The sequence below is a fragment of the Pseudomonas sp. P179 genome (assembly GCF_000478485.2).
Classification (GTDB): domain Bacteria; phylum Pseudomonadota; class Gammaproteobacteria; order Pseudomonadales; family Pseudomonadaceae; genus Pseudomonas; species Pseudomonas aeruginosa.
Map to the genome: position 1 here is coordinate 3,718,467 of NZ_KI517354.1, position 22,422 is coordinate 3,740,888.

General features: G+C 67.1%; 16 protein-coding genes. 9 read left to right on the forward strand and 7 right to left on the reverse strand.

What is annotated here, in order from left to right:
* Positions 1-76 precede the first annotated feature (76 nt).
* The 4 genes from ntrC to HMPREF1224_RS29710 all read right to left on the reverse strand — a co-directional run bounded on the left by ntrC (position 77) and on the right by HMPREF1224_RS29710 (position 3,947).
* Positions 77-1,507 carry a two-component system response regulator NtrC gene (ntrC, locus tag HMPREF1224_RS29695; RefSeq protein ID WP_003104661.1) on the reverse strand — a complete coding sequence of 477 codons (1,431 nt, stop codon included), beginning with the start codon at positions 1,505-1,507 and terminating at the stop codon, positions 77-79.
* A gap of 2 nt (positions 1,508-1,509) precedes the next feature.
* Complete coding sequence (gene ntrB / locus HMPREF1224_RS29700) at positions 1,510-2,586, reverse strand: two-component system sensor histidine kinase NtrB (protein WP_003096033.1); 1,077 nt, start codon at positions 2,584-2,586, stop codon at positions 1,510-1,512.
* A gap of 270 nt (positions 2,587-2,856) precedes the next feature.
* Positions 2,857-3,429 (reverse strand): DUF4124 domain-containing protein, encoded by a 573-nt coding sequence (locus HMPREF1224_RS29705; protein ID WP_003114474.1) that lies wholly within the window; start codon positions 3,427-3,429, stop codon positions 2,857-2,859.
* A complete protein-coding gene (locus tag HMPREF1224_RS29710; RefSeq protein ID WP_003104660.1) occupies positions 3,426-3,947 on the reverse strand; it encodes a DUF4124 domain-containing protein in 522 nt (173 codons plus the stop codon). The genes HMPREF1224_RS29705 and HMPREF1224_RS29710 overlap by 4 nt, the downstream gene beginning before the upstream one ends.
* 287 nt (positions 3,948-4,234) lie before the next feature.
* On the opposite strand from HMPREF1224_RS29710, the gene HMPREF1224_RS29715 reads away from it, so the two are divergent.
* Positions 4,235-6,442 carry a mechanosensitive ion channel family protein gene (locus tag HMPREF1224_RS29715; protein WP_003111156.1) on the forward strand — a complete coding sequence of 736 codons (2,208 nt, stop codon included), beginning with the start codon at positions 4,235-4,237 and terminating at the stop codon, positions 6,440-6,442.
* On the opposite strand, the gene HMPREF1224_RS29720 is transcribed toward HMPREF1224_RS29715, so the two are convergent.
* On the reverse strand, positions 6,439-6,843 hold the full coding sequence (locus HMPREF1224_RS29720; RefSeq protein ID WP_003104642.1) for a hypothetical protein: 405 nt from the start codon (positions 6,841-6,843) through the stop codon (positions 6,439-6,441). The two genes, HMPREF1224_RS29715 and HMPREF1224_RS29720, sit on opposite strands and share 4 nt — an antisense overlap.
* A gap of 147 nt (positions 6,844-6,990) precedes the next feature.
* Positions 6,991-8,400 (reverse strand): glutamate--ammonia ligase, encoded by a 1,410-nt coding sequence (glnA, locus tag HMPREF1224_RS29725; RefSeq protein ID WP_003096016.1) that lies wholly within the window; start codon positions 8,398-8,400, stop codon positions 6,991-6,993.
* A gap of 336 nt (positions 8,401-8,736) precedes the next feature.
* Between glnA and thiI the strand changes: the two genes are divergently transcribed.
* Both thiI and typA read left to right on the forward strand, forming a co-directional pair.
* The gene (gene thiI, locus HMPREF1224_RS29730; RefSeq protein ID WP_003096011.1) at positions 8,737-10,191 is read left to right on the forward strand and encodes a tRNA uracil 4-sulfurtransferase ThiI; all 1,455 of its coding nucleotides are present in this window, start codon (positions 8,737-8,739) and stop codon (positions 10,189-10,191) included.
* A 216-nt stretch (positions 10,192-10,407) separates the two neighbouring features.
* Positions 10,408-12,225, forward strand: a complete 1,818-nt coding sequence (gene typA, locus HMPREF1224_RS29735; RefSeq protein WP_003096009.1) for a translational GTPase TypA — start codon at positions 10,408-10,410, stop codon at positions 12,223-12,225.
* Positions 12,226-12,308: 83 nt separating this feature from the next.
* Here typA and HMPREF1224_RS29740 read toward each other — a convergent pair whose 3' ends face one another.
* Positions 12,309-12,734 carry a helix-turn-helix domain-containing protein gene (locus tag HMPREF1224_RS29740; RefSeq protein WP_003114472.1) on the reverse strand — a complete coding sequence of 142 codons (426 nt, stop codon included), beginning with the start codon at positions 12,732-12,734 and terminating at the stop codon, positions 12,309-12,311.
* Between the two features lie 83 nt (positions 12,735-12,817).
* Here HMPREF1224_RS29740 and HMPREF1224_RS29745 point away from each other — a divergent pair, with 83 nt between their 5' ends.
* The 6 genes from HMPREF1224_RS29745 to HMPREF1224_RS29770 all read left to right on the forward strand — a co-directional run bounded on the left by HMPREF1224_RS29745 (position 12,818) and on the right by HMPREF1224_RS29770 (position 22,420).
* Positions 12,818-13,402, forward strand: a complete 585-nt coding sequence (locus HMPREF1224_RS29745) for an SAM-dependent methyltransferase (RefSeq protein ID WP_003114471.1) — start codon at positions 12,818-12,820, stop codon at positions 13,400-13,402.
* 138 nt (positions 13,403-13,540) lie between these two features.
* Positions 13,541-17,146, forward strand: coding sequence for a DUF2339 domain-containing protein (locus HMPREF1224_RS29750; protein WP_003114470.1), 3,606 nt, complete (start codon positions 13,541-13,543; stop codon positions 17,144-17,146).
* Positions 17,143-18,537 (forward strand): DUF3999 domain-containing protein, encoded by a 1,395-nt coding sequence (locus tag HMPREF1224_RS29755; RefSeq protein ID WP_003114469.1) that lies wholly within the window; start codon positions 17,143-17,145, stop codon positions 18,535-18,537. Before HMPREF1224_RS29750 ends, HMPREF1224_RS29755 begins: the two co-directional genes overlap by 4 nt.
* Before the next feature lie 108 nt (positions 18,538-18,645).
* A complete protein-coding gene (estA, locus tag HMPREF1224_RS29760) occupies positions 18,646-20,586 on the forward strand; it encodes an esterase EstA (RefSeq protein WP_003115524.1) in 1,941 nt (646 codons plus the stop codon).
* 153 nt (positions 20,587-20,739) lie between these two features.
* Complete coding sequence (gloA, locus tag HMPREF1224_RS29765) at positions 20,740-21,270, forward strand: lactoylglutathione lyase (protein ID WP_003101793.1); 531 nt, start codon at positions 20,740-20,742, stop codon at positions 21,268-21,270.
* Positions 21,271-21,409: 139 nt separating this feature from the next.
* The gene (locus HMPREF1224_RS29770; RefSeq protein WP_003095990.1) at positions 21,410-22,420 is read left to right on the forward strand and encodes a class 1 fructose-bisphosphatase; all 1,011 of its coding nucleotides are present in this window, start codon (positions 21,410-21,412) and stop codon (positions 22,418-22,420) included.
* Positions 22,421-22,422: the final 2 nt, after the last annotated feature.

Here is a 22,422-nt window from a genome sequence, read left to right on the forward strand (position 1 = left end):
TGGTACGGGCGCGCGACGGACCATGAAAAACGGGGCCCGAAGGCCCCGTTGGGTCGCTCATGGGAGCAGTGGCGCTTCAGTCGTCGCCTTCGTCGTCGGCTCCATCGACGTTCATCCCCAGCTCCTTGATCTTGCGGGTCAGGGTATTGCGGCCCCAGCCGAGCAGCACGGCGGCATCGCGGCGGCGGCCGGCGGTGTGCTTGAGGGCGGTTTCTATCATGATCCGTTCGAAGGCCGGCACGGCGCTGTCCAGCAGGTTCGACTGGCCGCGGCCCAGCGCCTGGTCGGCCCACTGGCGAAGGGCCTGTTCCCAGTTCGCCGCCGGCGCGCTGTCCTGCGGCTGGGTCAGCAGCTCCGGCGGCAGGTCGTCGATGTGCACCTCGCGGCCGGAGGCCATCACGGTGATCCAGCGACAGGTGTTCTCCAGTTGGCGGACGTTGCCCGGCCAGCCGAGGTTCTTCAGGTACTCCTCGGTTTCCGCCTTCAGCAGCTTGGGTTCCACCGCCAGCTCCTGGGCGGCGCGGCTGAGGAAGTGCCGGGCCAGCGCCGGGATGTCCTCGCGGCGGTCGGCCAGCCGCGGGATGTGGATGCGGATCACGTTCAGGCGATGGAACAGGTCCTCGCGGAACTTGCCGTCGCGCACCAGGCTTTCCAGGTTCTGGTGGGTGGCGGCGATGATCCGCACGTCGACCTTCACCGGCGTGTGCCCGCCGACCCGGTAGAACTCGCCGTCGGCCAGGACGCGCAGCAGGCGGGTCTGGGTGTCGGCCGGCATGTCGCCGATCTCGTCGAGGAACAGGGTGCCGCCATCGGCCTGCTCGAAGCGTCCGCGGCGCTGGGCGGCGGCCCCGGTGAAGGCGCCCTTCTCATGGCCGAACAGCTCGGATTCCATCAGGTCCTTGGGGATCGCCGCCATGTTCAGCGCGATGAATGGCGAGGCTGCGCGCGGGCTGTGGCGATGCAGGGCATGGGCGACCAGCTCCTTGCCGGTACCCGATTCGCCGTTGATCAGCACGGTGATGTTGGAATGGCTGAGGCGGCCGATGGCGCGGAATACCTCCTGCATCGCCGGCGCCTCGCCGATGATCTCCGGCGTGCGCGCCTGGTTCGCCGGCAGCTCCAGGCCCTGCTGCTCCTGGGCGTGCTGGTTGGCGCGCTTGACCAGGGAGACCGCCTCGTCGACGTCGAACGGCTTGGGCAGGTATTCGAAGGCGCCGCCCTGGTAGGAGGCCACCGCGCTGTCGAGGTCGGAATGCGCGGTCATGATGATCACCGGCAGGCGCGGATGCAGTTCGCGGATCTGCGCCAGCAGGTCGAGGCCGCTGGCGCCGGGCATGCGGATATCGGAGATGATCACGTCCGGCTGCTGCCGGCCGAGGCGGCCGATCACGCTGTCGGCGCTGTCGAAGCTCACCGTGGTCATGCCTTCCTGTTGCAGGGCCTTTTCCAGTACCCAGCGGATGGAGCGGTCGTCGTCGACGATCCAGACGGTCTCTGATCGGCTCATGGTCAATGCACTCCTTGTTCCAGGGGCAGGAACAGACTGAACACGGTATGGCCGGGGTGGCTCTCGCATTCAATCAGCCCCTGGTGCTGGCTGATGATGTTCTGGGCGATGGCCAGGCCGAGTCCGGTACCGTCCGGACGGCCGCTGACCATGGGGTAGAAGATGGTTTCCTGGAGCTCGGCCGGAATGCCCGGGCCGTTGTCGATGATCTCCACCTTGCACACCAGGCGGTGACGCGTGTGGCCGATGGTGAACTGGCGCAGGGTACGGCTGCGCAGGGTGATGCGACCGAGGCGCAGGTCGTTCTGCCCGGCGATCGCCTGCATGGCGTTGCGTACCATGTTGAGCACGGCCTGGATCATTTGCTCGCGGTCGAGCAGCAGGTCGGGGATGCTCGGGTCGTAGTCGCGGACCAGGGTGATGCTGCCCTGGCTCTCCGCTTCCACCAGGCTGCTGACCCGCTCCAGCACTTCATGGATGTTGGTCGGCGCCAGGTTCGGCAGTTTGTTCGAGCCGAGCATGCGGTCCACCAGGTTCCGCAACCGGTCGGCTTCTTCGATGATGACGTTGGTGTAGTCCTTCAGCGACTCTTCCGGCAGCTCGCGGGATAGCAGTTGCGCCGCTCCGCGGATGCCGCCGAGCGGGTTCTTGATCTCGTGGGCGAGCCCGCGCACCAGCAGCTTGGTGGTCTCCTGCTTGGACAACTGCGCTTCTTCGCGGGTGATCCGCATCAGCCGGTCGCGCGGATGGACCTCGAGCAGCAGCAGCGTCTCGTTGCGGTTGAGGATGGGCGTCACCGCATAGTCGACCGTGATGCTGACGCCGGTGATCGAGGTCAGGGTCGCTTCGCGCTTGGTGAACGGATGTGCCTGTTCCACCGCCTGGCGCAGCGAGTTCAAGGCTTCCGGCGATTCGGTGAACAGCTCGCTGATGAATTGCCCGTGGCTGCGCTGGCCGCTCACGGCCAGGAGCATCTCCGCCGCCGGGTTCATGTACTCCAGGCGCAGTTCGCCGTTGAGCAGGATCACCGCGGTGGTCAGGTTGTCGAGCAACAGTCGGTGCAGGGTATCGGTCGGCATGGCGGGCAGCTGTTCCAAGGTTGGGCAGGAAAATGCAAAAAGCAAACCAGGCGCCGAAAAGGCGCGTTTTTTCTGCCGAGGCGCTGGCTAGAGGTGCGCCGGGAAGGTTTTCGGCGACGAGCGGTGACCCGAAATGGGGACAGTATAGAAAGTGGTGCGGGTAATCGCACCAATCTGGTGCGTTGGCGTGGCCGGCGGCGTTTTCGCCAGGAGAGTCGGGAAAAAAACCGGAAAATCCCGCCCACCGTGGAGTGGGCAGGGAAAGTTCGGCTAGCGCTCGCTTGGCTCTATCGCGCTGACCAGCGGCGTATCGACCTCCGGCAGGGGTTGCCCGGCGATGCTCACTCGATGCAGGTGGAAGGGCTGGCTCGGGGTGCTTTCGACGGTCATGCCGTCGCCATCGATGATTTCCACTGCGACCTGGTGGGTGCCGCGATCGAGGTTCTTCAACGGGAACACCGGGCTGCGTCCCGGCACTCCGGCAGGCTTGCCGTCGAGCAGCAGGCGATAGCGATGGCCGGGCAGCAGCGCCGGCTCGCTGGTGACGGTGACGATGACGTCGCCGCTGTTGGCGCGCAGGGTTGCGTCCGGTTCGGGGAAGAGGATGCGCAGTAGCTGGTAGGCCGGCGGCTTCACCTCCAGCGGCGCGGCGGGCGGACGATAGCGTATGCCCGGCGGCGCCACGCTGTTGCCCGGCGCCAGTTCGACGCGTTGGGCCTTGCGCCCGCTGGGCGGCTGGTCGGTGTAGACGCGGTTGCCCTCGGCGTCGATGTAGGTGTAGACCCCCGCTTGCGCGGCGCAGGCCAGGCACAGCAGGAGGGCGCCGAGAATGCGCGGGATCATCGCTTCTTCCCGAGGTGCACGCGCTGCACGGTGAAGGTCACCGGCGGGCTGGATTGCAGCACCCGTTCGCCGTTGAGTACCTGTACCGCGAGGCTGTGGTCGCCGCGGTCGATCTCGTGCAGGGTGAAGCGGGTGCCGCTGCTGGGCGTGCCGTAGGGTTTGCCGTCCAGCACCAGTTGCAACTGGTGGCCGCTGTGCAGGGCCGGGCGGATGCTGACGCTGACGTTGAAGGTGCCGTTGTTGGCGCGCAGCGCCTCTTCCGTGGGGAGGTCGCTGAGGGCAAGGATCTCGTAGGCGGCGGCCTCGCTATCGGCGGCCGGGGCATTGCCCGCGGAGGACTTTTCCGGCGTGTCGATTCCTACGGTATTGGTCGGCTGCAGTTCGACGGTCTGCGCCTGCACCCCGTCTGGCGGCTGGTTGGTGAATACCTTGTTGCCGTTGGCGTCGGTGTATTGGTAGATCTGCGCCATGGCCGGCAGGGCGGCGGCCAGGAGCAGGCAGCTGGTGATCAGGCGCATGGACGGTCTCCGGGTGAACCTGCCAAGCGTTGCACCGCATCGGCGCGCTGGCAAGCCGTGCATTGTGCGGCATGCGGGTATTCGAAGGTGTGCGCTGGGGCACGTTGGCGGTCGCTGTGCCCCGCCGCGCGGCTGCGTTCGTCTCAGCCGGCACTGGCGGGGCGAACCCTCGTTGCGCCAGAGTGTCTGTGCTTGCGCCGCCGGCCGGCGGCCCCGTTCGAAACGGCGGGTGTCCGGCTTGTATGATGCGGCTGTTTCGGTTTCTCACCTTGGGGACTGCCTTTCTCGTGCCGATCATCGCCCGCTTCACCCTTCGCTCCCGCGTCCTGGCGGCCCTGCTGCTGTGCCTCTGCGCCGCCCTGTTCTACTCGCCGCCGGGCGCCGCGGCGCTGCCGAACCCGTTGGCGGGGAGTTCCTCCGGTGGCGAGAAGGTCAGCGATGCGCAGTTGGAACAATCGCTGAACCAGGTCATCCAGACCCTGGAGAACGACAGGCAGCGCGCCGACCTGCTGAAAAAGCTGAAACAGCTGCGCGACGTGACCAAGAAAGGCAAGGAAAGCGAGGGTGGGGTGCTGGGGCTGATCGGCGATACCCTGACCAGCCTGGAAAAGCAGTTCCAGGGCGCGAACAGCCCGGTCGCGTTATGGGGCAACCAGTTCCAGCTGGCGCGTGCCGAACTCGAGGAGCGCTTTCCCAGCTGGCGCGACCTGCCGGCGATGGTCTTCGATTTTTCGGTGGTGATCCTCCTCTGGGCCTGCCTGGCTAGCGCGCTGCTCTGGCTCAGCCGGCGCATGCGCGAGCGCTTCGGCCTGTCGGCGGAGTTGCCGCAGCATCCGAAGACCCGCGACCTGCTGCTGTTTTCCCTGCGCAAGCTGGGCCCCTGGCTGGTGGCCTTCCTCATCACCCTGTACCTGTCGGTGGTGCTGCCGGACTCCCTGAGCAAGACCCTGGCGATGGTCATGGCCTATGTGCTGGTCTGCGGCACGCTGTTCTCCGCGCTGTGCGTGATTTCCCTCTCGCTGCTCAGCGGCCCGCACCGCCAGCGCGCCCTGGATATCCTGCGGCGCCAGGCGTTCCGCCCGTTGTGGCTGATCGGCAGCCTCGCCGCGCTGGGCGAGGTCGCCCACGATCCGCGGCTGATCGCCGGCCTCGGCGAGCACACCTCGATCTGCCTGAGTACCCTGGCCAACGCCAGCGCCGCGCTGTTCACCGCGCTGTTCGTGATGCGTTTCCGCCGGCCGATCGCCCACCTGATCCGCAACCAGCCGCTGGAGCGCCGCCTCAAGCGCCGTAGCCTGCACGACCTGGTGCAACTGGTCGGCTCGCTGTGGTTCGTGCCGGTGCTGGTGCTGGTGGGGATTTCCCTATTCGCCACCTTCGTTTCCGCCGGCGACAGCAGTTCGGCGTTGCGCCGGGCGCTGGTCTGCGCGGTGCTGGCGGTGGTGGCGATGACCGTGATCGGGCTGATCCGCCGCCGTTCCAGTCGGGTCGGCGCCGGCCCGCGCCGCAGCGCGCCGTACATCGAGCAGTTGCAAAGCTTCGGCTACACCCTGCTGCACATCTTCGTGGTGCTGTTCTTCATCGAGGTCGCCTTGCGCGTCTGGGGCATGTCGCTGATTCGCTATGCGGAAGGCGAGGGCGAGCAGATCAGCATGAAGGTAGTCAGCTTCGGCACCACCCTGCTGGTCGCCTGGCTGATCTGGATCCTCACCGATACCGCGATCCAGCACAGCCTCGGCCTGGGCGGCAAGAGCCGGCCGAACACCCGCGCGCTGACCATGCTGCCGCTGATCCGCAACGTACTGTTCGCCACCATCGCGGTGATCGCCCTGATCGTCGCCCTGGCCAACATGGGCATGAACGTCACCCCGCTGCTGGCCGGTGCCGGCGTGATCGGCCTGGCCATCGGCTTCGGCGCGCAGTCGCTGGTGGCGGACCTGATCACCGGCCTGTTCATCATCATCGAGGACTCGCTGTCGATCGACGACTACGTCGACGTCGGCGGCCACCTTGGCACGGTCGAGGGCCTGACCATCCGTACCGTGCGCCTGCGCGACCTGGACGGCGTGGTGCATACCATCCCGTTCAGCGAGATCAAGAGCATCAAGAACTACTCGCGCCAGTTCGGCTACGCGATGTTCCGCTGGCCGGTGCCGGCGAGCATGCCGATCGACGACGCGGTGGCGCTGGTGCGCGAGGTCGCGATGGAGCTGCGCAGCGACCCGGCGGTCTACCGCAACCTGTGGTCGCCGATGGAATTGCAGGGCGTGGAGAGTTTCGACAACGGCCAGGCGATCCTGCGCTTCCGCTTCAAGACCGCGCCGATCAAGCAGTGGGAGGTCCAGCGGGCGTTCAACCTGCGCCTGCGTCGGCGCCTCGACCAGGCCGGCCTCGAACTGTCCATGCCGCGTCTCAACGTACAGTTGAGCCGGGCGCCCAAGGCGAAATCCGCGGAACCGGACGAGCAGGGCACGCCGGCGGACGGCGGCATCTAGCGCGACAGGATGACCCGGCAGATGCGGCGCATGTCGCGGTCGTCGATGCCGTCGCACTGCCACGGCGCACGCGATACCACGGCCCGGCACTGGCGGCGCATGTCGCGGCTGTCGATGTCGTCGCAGCGCTTGCGGTCGCCGCGGACGATGGCGCGGCACTGGCGGCGCGTGTCGCCGTCGCGGATGTCGTCGCAGTCGTAGCGCTGTCCCGGCGCCAGCAGCGCGCCGCAGTAACGCCGCAGGTCGCGGCTGTCGATGTCGCCGCAATCCCCGCTGTCGCCGCGTTCCAGTGCGTTGCACATGCGCCGCAGGTCGCGGTCGTGGATATCGCGGCATTCGGTGCCGGCCTGGGCGGGCAGGCTGAGGATGGCGGCAAGCAGGAGCCAGAGAGAGTGACGCATGGACGGTCCTTATCCTTGGGGCGGGGAGCGCGGCAAGTCTAACCGAACGGCGCGGCGAACTTTGCGTTTCTCCATGGGCTGGCCCATAAAAAAGGCCTCCCGAAGGAGGCCTCAAGAGGGTGACTCGTTGTTATAGGAAAGGGTGGATCAGACGCTGTAGTACAGGTCGTATTCCAGCGGGTGCACGAAGGTGCGCACCTTGATCTCTTCTTCGCTCTTCAGCTCGATGTAGGCATCGATGAACTCGTCGGTGAACACGCCGCCCTTGGTCAGGAACGCGCGGCCCTTGTCGAGTTCTTCCAGCGCCTCTTTCAGGCTGCCGCAAACCTGCGGGATTTCCTTCGCCTCTTCCGGCGGCAGGTCGTACAGGTTCTTGTCGGCGGCATCGCCGGGGTGGATCTTGTTCTGGATGCCGTCCAGGCCGGCCATCAGCAGCGCGGCGAAGGCCAGGTAGGGGTTGGCTGCCGGGTCCGGGAAGCGCGCTTCGATACGGCGGGCCTTCGGGCTGGATACGTAGGGGATACGGATCGAGGCGGAACGGTTGCGCGCCGAGTAGGCCAGCATCACCGGAGCTTCGAAGCCCGGGACCAGGCGCTTGTAGGAGTTGGTCGAGGGGTTGGTGAAGCCGTTCAGGGCTTTGCCGTGCTTGATGATGCCGCCGATGAAGTACAGGGCGGTCTCGGACAGGCCGGCATAGCCTTCGCCGGCGAAGGTGTTCTTGCCGTCCTTGGAGATCGACATGTGCACGTGCATGCCCGAACCGTTGTCGCCGTACAGCGGCTTCGGCATGAAGGTCACGGTCTTGCCGTAGGCGTCGGCGACGTTGTGCACGCAGTACTTCAGGGTCTGCACTTCGTCGGCCTTGGCGACCAGGGTGTTGAACTTCACGCCGATCTCGTTCTGGCCGGCGGTTGCCACTTCGTGGTGGTGGACTTCGACCACCAGGCCCATTTCTTCCAGGGCGTTGCACATGGCGGTGCGGATTTCATGGTCGTGGTCGACCGGCGGTACCGGGAAGTAGCCGCCCTTCACGCCCGGGCGATGGCCCTTGTTGCCGGACTCGATGTCGGCGTCGGTGTTCCAGGAAGCCTGCTCGGAGAAGATCTTGAACATCGAGCCGGAGATGTCGGACTTGAACTTCACTTCGTCGAAGATGAAGAACTCCGGCTCCGGGCCGACGAACACGGTGTCGCCGATGCCGGTGGACTTCAGGTACTCCTCGGCGCGCTTGGCGATGTTGCGCGGGTCGCGCTCGTAGCCTTGCATGGTGCTCGGCTCGATGATGTCGCAGACCAGGATCAGGGTCGGCTCTTCGGTGAACGGATCGAGGACGGCGGTGCTGTCGTCCGGCATCAGGATCATGTCGGAGGCTTCGATGCCTTTCCAGCCGGCGATGGAGGAGCCGTCGAACATCTTGCCGGCTTCGAAGAACTCATCGTCCAGCGCGTCGCGAGCCGGCATGGTGACGTGTTGCTGCTTGCCCTTGGTATCGGTGAAGCGCAGGTCTACCCACTTCACGTCATGGTCTTTGATCAGTTGGTGCGACTTGTACGACATGCTGTCCTCCAGGAGGGATTAGAGCTGGGAGCTTTTTCTGTGCCCCAGTATCGGGTGATGCCGGCCGGAATACTCCGCCAGGGCAACCTGCCTCACAAGTGAGCAAGTTGCGTGCCAGTGCCCGGAATCGGGCAGGGCCCCATGTTTGGCGGGGCCAGGTCTTCTTCAGGGTAGCTGGGCGGCCTTCGGGTGCACCGTTATGGTGCTCCATGTTGGTGCATCATTCCATTTTGGTGCAGCAAAAATAACTGTGCATATTTCTGCTCAATACGTGAGCAATTTCAGATATAATTCCGCCCCTTTTTTTCCGTCGCCCCGCGCGTTCGCGTCCCTCGCATGAAACTCATCGTCAAGACCTTCCAGGAAATCACCATCAAGAGCCGGCCGGTGCGCAAGCGCTTCATCCGGCAGTTGGCGAAGAACATCCGCGCGGTGCTGCGCGACCTGGACCCGGAGCTGAAGGTCGAGGGCGAGTGGGACAACCTGGAGGTGGAGACCGCCGTGGTCGACGCCAAGGCCAGGCGCGAGATGATCGAGCGCCTGACCTGCACCCCGGGCATCGGTCATTTCCTCGAGGTCCACGAGTATCCGCTGGGCGATTTCGACGACATCCTCGCCAAGTGCAAGGCGCATTTCGGCGACCAGTTGGCCGGCAAGACCTTCGCCGTGCGCTGCAAGCGCGCCGGCAAGCACGCGTTCACCTCGATGGAGGTGGAGCGTTACGTCGGCAGCGGCCTGCGCCGCGAATGCGGGGCTGCCGGGATCGACCTGAAGCAGCCGGAAGTCGAGGTGCGGATGGAAATCCGCCTCGACCGCCTGTTCGTCATCCATCGCCAGCATCCGGGCCTGGGCGGCTATCCGCTGGGCGCGCTGGAACAGGTGCTGGTGCTGATGTCCGGCGGCTTCGACTCGACCGTGGCGGCCTACCAGATGATGCGCCGCGGGATGATCAGCCACTTCGTGTTCTTCAACCTCGGCGGGCGCGCCCACGAACTGGGGGTGATGGAAGTCGCCCACTACCTGTGGGAGAAGTACGGCCGCTCGCAGCGCGTGCTGTTCGTCAGCGTGCCGTTCGAGGAAGTGGTCGGCGAGATCCTCACCAAGGTCGACGACAGCTATATGGGCGTGACCCTCAAGCGCATGATGCTGCGCGCCGCCAGCCGCGTGGCCGAGCGCCTGGAGCTGGACGCGCTGGTGACCGGCGAGGCGATCTCCCAGGTGTCCAGCCAGACCCTGCCGAACCTCTCGGTGATCGACCGGGTTACCGACACCCTGGTGCTGCGCCCGCTGATCGTCAGCCACAAGCAGGACATCATCGACACCGCCCGGCAGATCGGCACCGCCGAGTTCGCCCGGCACATGCCGGAATACTGCGGGGTGATCTCGGTGAACCCGACCACCCAGGCCAAGCCCTACCGCGTCGAGCACGAAGAGTCGAAATTCGACATGGCGGTGCTCGAGCGCGCCCTGGAGCGAGCCACCCAGCGCACCGTCGACCGGGTGATCGACGAACTCGGCCAGGACCTGCAGGTGGAAGAGGTCGGCGAGGTGCTGCCCGGTCAGATTGTCATCGATATCCGCCATCCTGATGCCCAGGAAGACGAACCCCTGGCCCTGGAAGGCGTCGAAGTCCAGGCGCTGCCGTTCTACGCGATCAACAGCCGCTTCAAGGAACTGGACGCCAACCGCCAGTACCTCCTGTATTGCGACAAAGGGGTGATGAGCCGCCTGCATGCCCATCACCTGCTCAACGAGGGGCACACCAATGTGCGTGTTTATCGTCCGGCTTAAGCAGCCGGGCTTGTTCGGCGGCAGCATCCGCCACCGTCCTCCCGACACGTCCGCCGCCTAGGCCGATGCCCGCCCTTCGGCGTGCCGGCCGGACCGGGGCAGCGTCCGCCTGCTGCCCGCCCCTTAATTGAAGAAGCCTGTCGTGTCGGGCGCCGCCCTGTCCGACCCCACCACCGCCGCGAAGCCGCGCTTCGGGCGTTAAACGAGACAAGACTTGTGATCGAAAATCTGCGCAACATCGCCATCATCGCCCACGTCGACCATGGCAAGACCACCCTGGTGGACAAGCTGCTGAAGCTGTCCGGCACCCTCGACCGCAAAGAAGCGGAAAGCGAGCGGGTGATGGACTCCAACGACCAGGAAAAAGAGCGTGGCATCACCATCCTGGCGAAGAACACCGCGATCAAGTGGAACGGCTACAACATCAACATCGTCGACACCCCCGGTCACGCCGACTTCGGCGGCGAGGTGGAGCGCGTGATGTCGATGGTCGACTCCGTGCTGCTGGTGGTCGACGCCCAGGACGGCCCCATGCCGCAGACCCGCTTCGTGACCCAGAAGGCCTTCAAGGCCGGCCTGCGTCCGATCGTGGTGGTGAACAAGATCGACCGCCCGGGCGCGCGTCCGGACTGGGTCATCGACCAGATCTTCGACCTGTTCGACAACCTCGGCGCCACCGACGAGCAACTCGACTTCCCGATCGTCTACGCCAGCGCCCTGAACGGCATCGCCGGCCTCGACCACGAGAAGATGGACGACAACATGGACGCGCTGTTCCAGGCGATCATCGACCACGTCCCGGCCCCGGTGGTGGACACCGAGGGTCCGTTCCAGATGCAGATCTCGCAGCTGGACTACAACAGCTTCCTCGGCGTGATCGGTATCGGCCGCATCACCCGCGGCAAGGTCAAGTCCAACACCCCGGTGGTGGCCATCAGCGACGACGGCAGCAAGCGCAACGGCCGCATCCTGAAGATCATGGGCCACCACGGCCTGCAGCGCGTCGAGGTGGCCGAGGCGGAAGCCGGCGACATCGTCTGCGTCAGCGGCATGGAGGAGCTGTTCATCTCCGATACCCTGTGCGACCCGCAGAACGTCGAGGCGCTGCCGCCGCTGACCGTCGACCAGCCGACCGTGAGCATGACCTTCCAGGTCAACGATTCGCCGTTCGCCGGCCGCGAAGGCAAGTTCGTCACCAGCCGCAACATCAAGGAGCGCCTGGAGAAGGAACTGCTGCATAACGTGGCGCTGCGCGTCGAGCCGGGCGACAGCCCGGAGAAGTTCAAGGTTTCCGGCCGTGGCGAACTGCACCTGTCGGTACTGATCGAGACCATGCGCCGCGAAGGCTTCGAGCTGGCCGTGGGCCGCCCGGAAGTGGTGATCATCGAGAAGGACGGCGAGAAGCAGGAGCCCTACGAGAACGTCACCATCGACATCGAGGAGCAGCACCAGGGCTCGGTGATGGAGCAGATGGGCCTGCGCAAGGGCGACCTGAGCAACATGATTCCCGACGGCAAGGGCCGCGTGCGCCTGGAGTACACCATTCCGGCGCGCGGCCTGATCGGCTTCCGCAACAACTTCCTGACCCTGACCTCGGGCACCGGCATCCTGACCTCGACCTTCAGCCACTACGGTCCGATCAAGGCCGGCGAAGTCAGCAACCGCCAGAACGGCGTACTGGTCTCCATGGCCACCGGCACCGCGCTGACCTACTCGCTGGAGACCCTGCAGAGCCGCGGCAAGCTGTTCCTCGGCCCGGGCGACGAAATCTACGAAGGCCAGTTGGCCGGCATCAACAGCCGTGACAACGATCTGGTGATCAACCCGACCAAGGGCAAGAAGCTCGACAACATGCGCGCTTCCGGCAAGGACGAAGTCATCGCCCTGGTTCCGCCGATCCGCTTCACCCTCGAGCAGGCGCTGGAGTTCATCGCCGACGACGAGCTGGTGGAAGTGACGCCGAAGTCGATCCGCCTGCGCAAGAAGATGCTCAACGAGAACGACCGCAAGCGCTACGAGCGCAGCAAGGTCTAAACCGTTGCCGTACCGGCGCGCCGCAACGGCGTGCCTCGCGGCCGGCAGGCAGGGCAGGGGTGCCCGGCCTGCCGGCCGTTTTGCTATGCGCCGGGCGCTTTCCGGCGTGGCTTGATGGCCCCCGCGGCAGCGGCCCGCAGCAAGCGGCGGAACGTCGGGCAGTCCATGTGCTCGCGCGCCGGACAGGCCGCGGCATGCCGCAGGCCGTCGCGCATGGCGGCGAGGCGGCGGATCGTCCGGTCCAGTTCGTCGGCCTTGGCCGCCAGCGCCGCGCGGTCGATCCGCAGCGCGCCGTCGGCTGCGCCCATGCCGGCAATCTCGTCCAGCGACAACCCGGCGGCGCGGCCCAGCCCGATCAGCGCCAGCCGCTCCAGCACGCCTGCATCGAACAGCCGGCGCAGGCCGTGCCGGCCGCTGGAGGCGATCAGTCCCTTTTCCTCGTAGTAGCGCAGGGTCGAGGCCGGTACCCCGGATCGTCGCGCGACCTCGCCTATGTCCAGTTGCCGCATGCCCTTGACCTCAAGTCGACTTGAAGTGGAAGACTAGCGTTTCGGCACCTGGGCCGTGACGAAATACAGACGAGGTGAACCTCATGTGGGACGAACGCTATGCCGCCGAAGAGTATGTCTACGGAACCGAACCCAACGCTTTCCTGAAGGAGCATGCGCAGCGGCTGGCCGGGCCGGTGCTGAGCGTCGCCGAGGGCGAGGGGCGCAACGCGGTGTTCCTCGCTTCGCTGGGGCTGGAGGTGCTTGGCGTGGACGGCTCCACCGTCGGCCTGGCCAAGGCGCGCCGGCTGGCCGAGGCGAAAGGCGTGTCGATCGACACCCTGGTGGTCGACCTGGCGGACTACGAACCGCCGGCAGCGGCGTTCGGCGCGGTGGTGTCGATCTTCGCGCACCTGCCCAGTCGCGTGCGCGGCAGACTCAACCGCCTGCTGGAGCGTTCGCTGCGACCGGGCGGTCTCTTCCTGCTGGAGGCCTATCGGCCGGAACAGCTCGGCCGCGGCACCGGCGGCCCGGCGGACGTCGACATGCTGGTGAGCCGCGCGGCGCTGGAGGCTGAGCTGCCGGAGTGCGAAGTGCTGCTGGCGCGGGAAATCGAGCGCGAGGTGGTCGAGGGCCGTTTCCACACCGGCGCGGCCTGCGTGGTCCAGTTCATCGCCAGGAAGAGGTAGCTCGCCACGGGGCGGGCGTCGGAATGCGTCGAATCTCTGGAATGCGGGCTGTATACTCCCGGCGCGGGTTCCGCTCTGGCAGGATGGCCAGGGCAGGTATCAGTGGATCGTGGTACCTCTTGATCAAGGATTCGACGCATGCAATGGATTTTCATGCTGGTGGGCCTGATCCTCGGCGGCTTCGCCGGGGAATCGCTGGTCGGCGCCCTCCTCGGCGGCCTTTCCGGCCTGGCCCTGGGACAGGCCGTCTCGCTGCAGAACCTGGCGCAACAGAACGAGCGCCTGCGCAAGCAGATGAGCGAATTCGCCGAACGCTTCGAGCGCGGCACCGAGGTCATCCACCAGCGCTTGCTGCGCGTGGAGCGCCAGGCGCAGGACCTTCCCGAAAGCGTTCCCGAGCCGGCCGCCGGCATCGACCAGCCGCTCGCAGACACGCCTCCCGCTCCTCCCGCCGAGGTTGCCCCGCCGCTGGACTGGGACATCGAGCTACCGGCCGTCGAGGCTGCGCCGCCTCCGCCTCGTCCCCCCGAACCCGTCCAGCCCATCGAGCGTCAGCCGGCGTTCCAGCCTGACGCCCAGCCAGCGCCGCGCCGTGCCGCCCCTCCAGCGCCTCCACGCGAACCCTCGCTGGTCGAGCGTGGCTTCGCCGCGGCCAAGGGCTGGCTGTTCGGCGGCAACACGGTATTGCGCATCGGCGTGGTGCTGCTGTTCATCGGCCTGGCCTTCCTCCTGCGCTATGCCTCGGAACGGGTGGCGGTGCCGGTGGAGTACCGCTACGCCGGGGTGGCGCTGGCAGCGATGGCGCTGCTCGGCGTCGGCTGGTGGCTGCGCGAGCGGCGCGCCGCCTACGGCCTGATCCTGCAAGGCACCGGTATCGCGGTGCTGTACCTGACCATCTTCGCCGCCATGCGCCTGCATCCGCTGATCTCTCCCGGCGCGGCGCTGGCCCTGCTGGTGGTGGTGACGATCTGCTCGGCGATCCTCGCCGTGCTGCAGAACGCCATGGGCCTGGCGGTGGTGGCGGCGCTCGGCGGCTTCGCCGCGCCGATCCTGACCTCCACCGGCAGCGGCAACCATGTAGCGCTGTTCAGCTACTTCGCCCTGCTCAACGCCGGCATCTTCGCCATCGCCTGGTTCCGCGCCTGGCGGCCGCTCAACCTGGTCGGCTTCGTCGGCACCTTCGGCATCGGCTTCGCCTGGGGACTGCGCTCCTATACACCGGAGCTGTTCGCCAGCACCGAGCCGTTCCTGGCCCTGTTCTTCCTGATGTACGTCGGGATCGGCCTGCTCTTCGCCCGCCGCAAGCTGCTGGAGGCCGCGCAGGCGCCTGCCGAGCGCGGCGAACTGCTGCGCTGGTCGGCGCGACAGGCCGACTACATCGACGCCACCGTGCTGTTCGGCCCGCCACTGGTGGGGTTCGGCCTGCAATGCGCGGTGATCGGCCACATCGACTTCGGCATGGCCTTCAGCGCCCTGGCCCTGGGCCTCTTCTACATGGTCCTGGCGCGGGTGCTGCGCGGCCATGCTTCGGCCGGACGCACCAGCCTGCTGGTGGAAATCTGCCTGGCGCTGGGGGTGGTCTTCGGCACCCTGGCCATTCCGCTCGGCCTGGACGCGCGCTGGACCTCGGCCGCCTGGGCCGTCGAGGGCGCCGGCATCTACTGGCTCGGCCTGCACCAGCAACGCCGCCTGGCGCGGCTCTTCGCCCTGCTGTTGCAGGGCGGTGCGGCGTTGGCCTACCTGAATGGCGTGCGCCCGGGTGAGACGACGTTGCTGGAGGGTTCGCCACTGGGCGCGCTGATGCTCGGTGCAGCGGCGCTGTTCAGCTTCTGGCAGCTGCGTCGCGCGCCGGCGAAAGCGCTGGCCGACTGGGAGCCGGCCTGCCGGCCGTTGCTGGCGGCCGCCGGCCTGGCCTTCCTCTACCTGGTCGCACCGCTCTGCCTGGCCGTCGACGGCACCGCCATCGCCTGGGCCGTGGCCGGCCTGGCGAGCTTGTTCGCCGGCTTGCGCCTGGGCTCGCGTACCTTCCTGTTCTGCGCCTTCGCCGTGCAACTGCTGGGCGGTGCGCTGTTCCTCCTGCATTTGCAGGGCGGCGATGGCCAGGGTGGGGTATTCGACTCGGGCTGGCGTGGCTTGATGACCGCCTCGCTGATTGGCCTGGCGCTGATCGGCGGCATGCTGCTGGCGGCGCGCGACCCGCTGGTGAAGGACGACAGTCGGCTGCTCATGGGCTTGAGCCTGGTGCTGCTGGCCGGTCTGGCGTTCGTCAACCTGGCAGTGCTGTTCGTCCTGCCTTGGCGCAGCGCCAGCGCGGTATGGGCCGGTAGCGGGCTGCTGATCATCTGGCTGAGCCTGGTGCTGCGCCAGCGCCTGAGCTTCTACTTCGGCCTCGCCTTGCAGGTAGTGGGCGGCCTGGCGTTCCTCCTCGCCGGGCCGTCGCTGTTCGGCTCGCTGAGCGGCGAAGGCCTGCGGCCCCTGGCCCATTCCGGGTTCTGGACGCCGGCAGTGCTGGCCCTGGCGGCGCTGGTCGGCGCCTGGCGGCTGCGCCGCGCCGGCGAGCGCGAGCGGGCGCTGGGTATCGGTACCCTCGGCCTGGCCGAGCTGTCGCACCTGCTGCTGCTCTGGGGAGCCGGCTGGTGGGCGCTGACCGCGCTGTGCGAAACCGTCCGCTTCGTGCCTTATGGCCTGCGCGAGCATGCGTTGCTGCTGGTGGCCGCGGCGACAGTGGCGTCGTGGATGCTGCTGGCGCTGCGCGAGCGCTGGCGCGAACTGGCCCTGCTGTGCCTGGCGCTGGTCCCGGTGGCGCTGTTGGCCCTGGCCAGTGCCTGGCGTTTCGATTACCAGCCGTTCGGCGAATTCGGCTGGCTGGCCTGGCCGCTGCTGTTCGCCACGCACCTGCTGTCGCTGCGACGCCTTGCCCCGTTGCTGCCGGCGAAGGCCCTGAGCGTTGCCCATGTGCTCGGTTGCTGGCTGTTGCTAGGGGTGCTGGCGCTGGAGCTGCGCTACCTGTTCGCCCTGCTCGCCGAACAGTACAACGCCTGGCGTTGGCTGGGCTGGGCGTTGGTCCCGAGCGCCTACCTGCTGCTGGTGGCTGGCGGGCGGAGCCTGCCCTGGCCGCTGCGCGACTTCCCGCGGGAGTATCGGCTGCTCGCCGCTGCGCCGGTGGCGCTGTTGCTGCTCGGCTGGTTCTGGAGCGCCAACCTGCTCAGCGACGGCGCTGCCGAGCCGCTGCCTTACCTGCCGCTGGCCAACCCGCTGGAACTGGGGCTGCTGATCGTGCTGTTCGCCCTCTACCGCTGGAGCGACGCCAGCCTGGCCTCGCTCGTCGATGGCAATGCCAGCGCGCGCCTGGGGCGCCAGGCGTTGGCCGGCGCCTCGCTGTTCGCCCTGCTGACCCTGGCGGTGTGCCGCGCCGCGCACCACCTGGCCGGCGTACCGTTCCAGGCCGAGGCGCTGACCGCGTCGATGCTGGTGCAGGCGGGGCTGTCGCTGGTCTGGACGCTCTGTGCGCTGGGCCTGACCATCGCCGGTACCCGTCTCGGCCGGCGCGACCTGTGGATGGTCGGCGCGGCGCTGGTCGGCGTCGTGGTGGTCAAGCTGTTCTTCGTCGAGCTGGGCAACAGTGGCAGCCTGGAGCGAATCATCTCCTTCATCGGGGTCGGCGTCCTGTTGCTGGTCGTCGGCTACTTCTCACCCTTGCCTCCGCGTCGCGCCGAGGTCGCATCGGAGGCCGAGCAGCCATGACGCGCTCCTTTTCGTTCAGAACCGCCGGCCTGCTCCTGCTGGGCGCCTGCCTGTCCCTGCCGCTGTCGGCGAAGGAGTCTGCCGAAGGTTTCAGCCGCCAGGTGGCGCTGTCGCTGCAGGGCGAAGGTCCCTGGTATCGCCTGAGCATCCCGATGAGCGTGCAGTTGTCGGCTGCCCATGCCGACCTGCGCGACCTGCGGGTCTTCGATGCCGAAGGCGAGGCCTTGCCCTACGCCCTGGTGGCCGGCAGCGAGCGCCAGGCCAGCACGCCGCATGAGGCCGAGGTGCGGCTGTTCCCGTTGCGAGGCACGTCCGCCGCCGACGCGACGCAACCGAACCTGCGGGTGCAGCGCAACACCAGCGGCACCATAGTCGAGGTGCTGCCGGAAAACGCCGGGCCGGCTGCCGAGACTTTGCGCGGCTGGCTGATCGACGCGAGCGCGGTGACGTTTCCCCTGGAGCGCCTGCGGCTGGACTGGAGCAGCCCGGAGGAGGGCTTCCAGCGCTTCTCCGTGGAAGCCAGCGACGACCTCGAGCATTGGCAGGCCTGGGGGGACGGACAGATCGCCCGCTTGACCTTCAACGGCGAACGCATCGACGTCAGCGAGGTCAAGCTTCCCGGCCGCCAGGCCCGCTACCTGCGTCTGGCCTGGCCGGCCGGGGCAACCGCGGCAGACCTCCATGGCGCCCGCCTGCAAGGCAGCACGCGGAGCACCGAGCCGGCGCCGATGATCTGGTCCGAGCCGCTGGCCGGGCGCCAGGCGGGGGACGGCGAGTACCGCTGGCAGTTGCCGCTGGCGTTGCCGTTGCAGCGGGTGCGGGTGTCCCTGGAGCAGGCGCTGACCCACACCATCGTCCCGGTGGAACTGTCCGGCCGTGATCGTACGGAGAACGCTTCGCCGCGCCGGGAGGCCGCCTGGAGCAGCCTGGCACGCGGGGTCCTCTACCGGCTGCCGATCGACGGCCGCAACGTACAGCAGAACGAGCTGGAACTGCCGGGCTGGGCGGTGCGCGAGCTGCGTCTGCAGGTGGACCAACGAGGTACCGGCCTGGGCCCGGAGGTCCCGTCCCTGAGTGTCGGCCTGCCGGCCAGCGAACTGGTGTTCCTGGTGCGCGGCAGCCCGCCGTACCGGCTGGCGTTCGGCAAGCCCGGCGCGCAGTCGGCGGCGCTGCCGCTCGGCGTACTGATTCCCGGCTATACCGAGAGCAAGCGCGCCACCCTGGGTAGCGCCAGCCTGGGCGAACCGCTGGAGGTGGCCATGGCGGTCGCGGCGCCGGCACCGGGTAGCGACTGGAAGAAGATCGGCCTGTGGGCGGTACTTCTGCTGGGGGTCGCTCTGCTGGTAATAATGGCAATGAGCCTGCTGCGTTCCTCGCCGAACAAGCCATGAGCCGGTTCCGCGCTATGCTGTTCGGCTGAGGAGGCTTTACGACGGGCCCCGGGGCGCATGCCGACGACGCGGCGGCCCGACAATAAAAACAAATCATGGAGTAAGAGAATGATCAGAATGGCGCTCAAGCCACTGGTAGCGGCCTGCCTGCTGGCTTCGCTGTCCACCGCCCCGCAGGCTGCTCCTTCGCCCTATTCGACGCTGGTGGTGTTCGGCGACAGCCTCAGCGATGCCGGGCAGTTCCCCGATCCTGCCGGCCCCGCCGGAAGCACCTCGCGTTTCACCAACCGGGTCGGCCCGACCTACCAGAACGGCAGCGGCGAGATCTTCGGACCGACCGCGCCCATGCTGCTCGGCAATCAGCTCGGCATCGCCCCGGGTGACCTGGCTGCCTCGACCTCGCCGGTCAACGCCCAGCAGGGCATCGCCGACGGCAACAACTGGGCGGTGGGCGGCTACCGGACCGATCAGATCTACGACTCGATCACCGCGGCCAACGGCTCGCTGATCGAGCGCGACAATACCCTCCTGCGCAGCCGCGATGGCTACCTGGTGGACCGTGCCCGCCAGGGCCTGGGTGCCGACCCGAACGCGTTGTACTACATCACCGGCGGCGGCAACGACTTTCTCCAGGGGCGCATCCTCAACGACGTCCAGGCCCAACAGGCCGCCGGTCGCCTGGTGGATAGCGTGCAGGCCCTGCAGCAGGCCGGCGCGCGCTACATCGTGGTCTGGCTGTTGCCCGACCTGGGCCTGACCCCGGCTACCTTCGGTGGTCCCTTGCAGCCTTTCGCCAGCCAACTCAGCGGCACGTTCAACGCCGAGCTGACCGCCCAGTTGAGCCAGGCCGGCGCCAACGTCATTCCGTTGAACATCCCGCTGCTGCTCAAGGAAGGCATGGCCAACCCGGCTTCCTTCGGCCTGGCCGCCGACCAGAACCTGATCGGCACCTGTTTCAGCGGCAACGGCTGCACCATGAACCCGACCTACGGGATCAACGGCAGCACGCCCGACCCGAGCAAATTGCTGTTCAACGACAGCGTGCACCCGACCATCACCGGCCAGCGCCTGATCGCCGACTACACCTATTCGCTGCTGTCGGCGCCCTGGGAGCTGACCCTGCTGCCGGAAATGGCCCACGGCACCCTGCGTGCCTACCAGGACGAACTGCGCAGCCAGTGGCAGGCGGACTGGGAGAACTGGCAGAACGTCGGCCAGTGGCGCGGCTTCGTCGGCGGCGGTGGCCAGCGCCTGGACTTCGACTCCCAGGACAGCGCCGCCAGCGGCGACGGCAACGGCTACAACCTGACCCTTGGTGGCAGCTACCGCATCGACGAGGCCTGGCGCGCCGGGGTCGCCGCCGGTTTCTACCGGCAGAAGCTGGAAGCCGGCGCCAAGGATTCCGACTACCGGATGAACAGCTACATGGCCAGCGCCTTCGTGCAGTACCAGGAAAACCGCTGGTGGGCCGACGCGGCGTTGACCGGCGGCTACCTCGACTACGACGACCTGAAGCGCAAGTTCGCCCTGGGCGGCGGCGAGCGCAGCGAGAAAGGCGACACCAACGGCCACCTGTGGGCGTTCAGCGCGCGCCTGGGCTACGACATCGCCCAGCAGGCCGACAGTCCCTGGCACCTGTCGCCGTTCGTCAGCGCCGACTATGCACGGGTCGAGGTCGACGGCTATTCCGAGAAGGGCGCCAGCGCCACCGCGCTCGACTACGACGACCAGAAGCGCAGCTCGAAGCGCCTGGGCGCCGGCCTGCAAGGCAAGTACGCGTTCGGCAGCGATACCCAGCTGTTCGCCGAGTACGCCCACGAACGTGAGTACGAGGACGACACCCAGGACCTGACCATGTCCCTCAACAGCCTGCCGGGCAATCGCTTCACCCTCGAAGGCTACACCCCGCAGGACCATCTCAACCGCGTCTCACTCGGCTTCAGCCAGAAGCTGGCGCCGGAGCTGTCGCTGCGCGGCGGCTACAACTGGCGCAAGGGCGAGGACGATACCCAGCAGAGCGTCAGCCTGGCGCTGAGCCTGGACTTCTGAAACGGCGGCCGGCGCCCGGTCGGCGCCGGTCGCGTTTCCCGTCGACGGAACGATCGGCGCGCGCCGGCATCAAGAGAGTAGTACCCCGCTGTTACTCGCCGCCCGGTCGACCGCCATACACTGCCGATCCGTTTCGTTCGAGGGAATCGCCCGATGAGTTTCAACACCGAAGTACAGCCCGGCATCTGCATGGAGCCGGACGCCATCACCCAGGAATACGTGTTCAACCACACCATGTTGCGGGTCAAGGATCCGAAGCGCTCGCTCGACTTCTACTCGCGGGTGCTCGGCATGCGCCTGCTGCGTCGCCTGGATTTCGAGGAAGGCCGCTTCTCCCTGTATTTCCTCGCCATGACCCGTGGCGAAGAAGTGCCTGATGCGGTTGACGAGCGCCAGCGATATACCTTCGGACGCCAGTCGGTCCTCGAGCTGACCCACAACTGGGGCAGCGAGAGCGACGACAGCCAGTACCACAACGGCAACCAGGACCCGCGCGGGTTCGGCCACATCTGCTTCTCGGTGCCCGACCTGGTGGCGGCCTGCGAGCGTTTCGAGACGCTCGGGGTGAACTTCGTCAAGCCGCTGGACCGAGGCATGAAGAACGTGGCCTTCATCAGCGATCCCGACGGCTACTGGGTGGAAATCGTCCAGGCCAGCCTGAACGGCGAGATGGGACGCGGCTGACGACCGTCGATCGGCTGCGCGCCGCGGAAATGAACCGCGCCACCGCCGCCGATCTCCAACCGGCGGTTGCGCGGAGTCAAGCGTGACCGCCAATTCCGCGTTAAACTGCGCGGGTTTTTTCCTCTCTCCGGAGCCATCCATGTCCCGCGTTACCCTGAGCCGCTATCTGATCGAGCAGACCCGCAGCCACAACACCCCGGCCGACCTGCGCTTCCTCATCGAGGTCGTGGCGCGTGCCTGCAAGGAAATCAGCCATGCGGTGTCCAAGGGCGCGCTGGGCGGCGTGCTCGGCAGCATGGGCACCGAGAACGTGCAGGGCGAGGTGCAGAAGAAGCTGGACGTGATGTCCAACGAGATCCTGCTGGAAGCCAACGAATGGGCCGGCAACCTGGCCGGCATGGCCTCCGAGGAGATGGACCACCCCTACCAGATTCCGGGGCGCTATCCGAAAGGCGCCTACCTGTTGGTCTTCGACCCGCTGGACGGCTCCAGCAACATCGACGTCAACGTCTCGGTCGGCACCATCTTCTCGGTGCTGCGCTGCCCCAACGAGTACCTGAACCAGAACGATACCCTGCGCGAGGAAGCCTTCCTCCAGCCGGGCACCACCCAGGTCGCCGCCGGCTACGCCATCTACGGCCCGCAGACCATGCTGATGCTGACCCTCGGCAATGGCGTCAAGGGCTTCACCCTGGATCGCGAGCTGGGCAGCTTCGTCCTCACCCACGACAACATCAGCGTGCCGGAAAGCACCGCCGAGTTCGCCATCAACATGTCCAACCAGCGCCACTGGGAAGCGCCGGTGAAACGCTACGTGGAAGAACTGCTGGCCGGCAAGGAAGGCCCGCTGGGCAAGAACTACAACATGCGCTGGATCGCCTCGATGGTCGCCGACGTCCACCGCATCCTGACCCGTGGCGGCGTCTTCATGTACCCGCGCGACGCCCGCGAGCCGGAGAAGCCCGGCAAGCTGCGCCTGATGTACGAAGCCAACCCGATGTCGTTCATCATCGAGCAGGCCGGCGGCGCCGCCACCAACGGCACCCAGCGCATCCTCGACATCAAGCCGGAGAACCTGCACCAGCGTGTCGCGGTGTTCCTCGGCTCGAAGCAGGAAGTCGAGCGCATCACCGGCTACCACGCGGAGTAGGC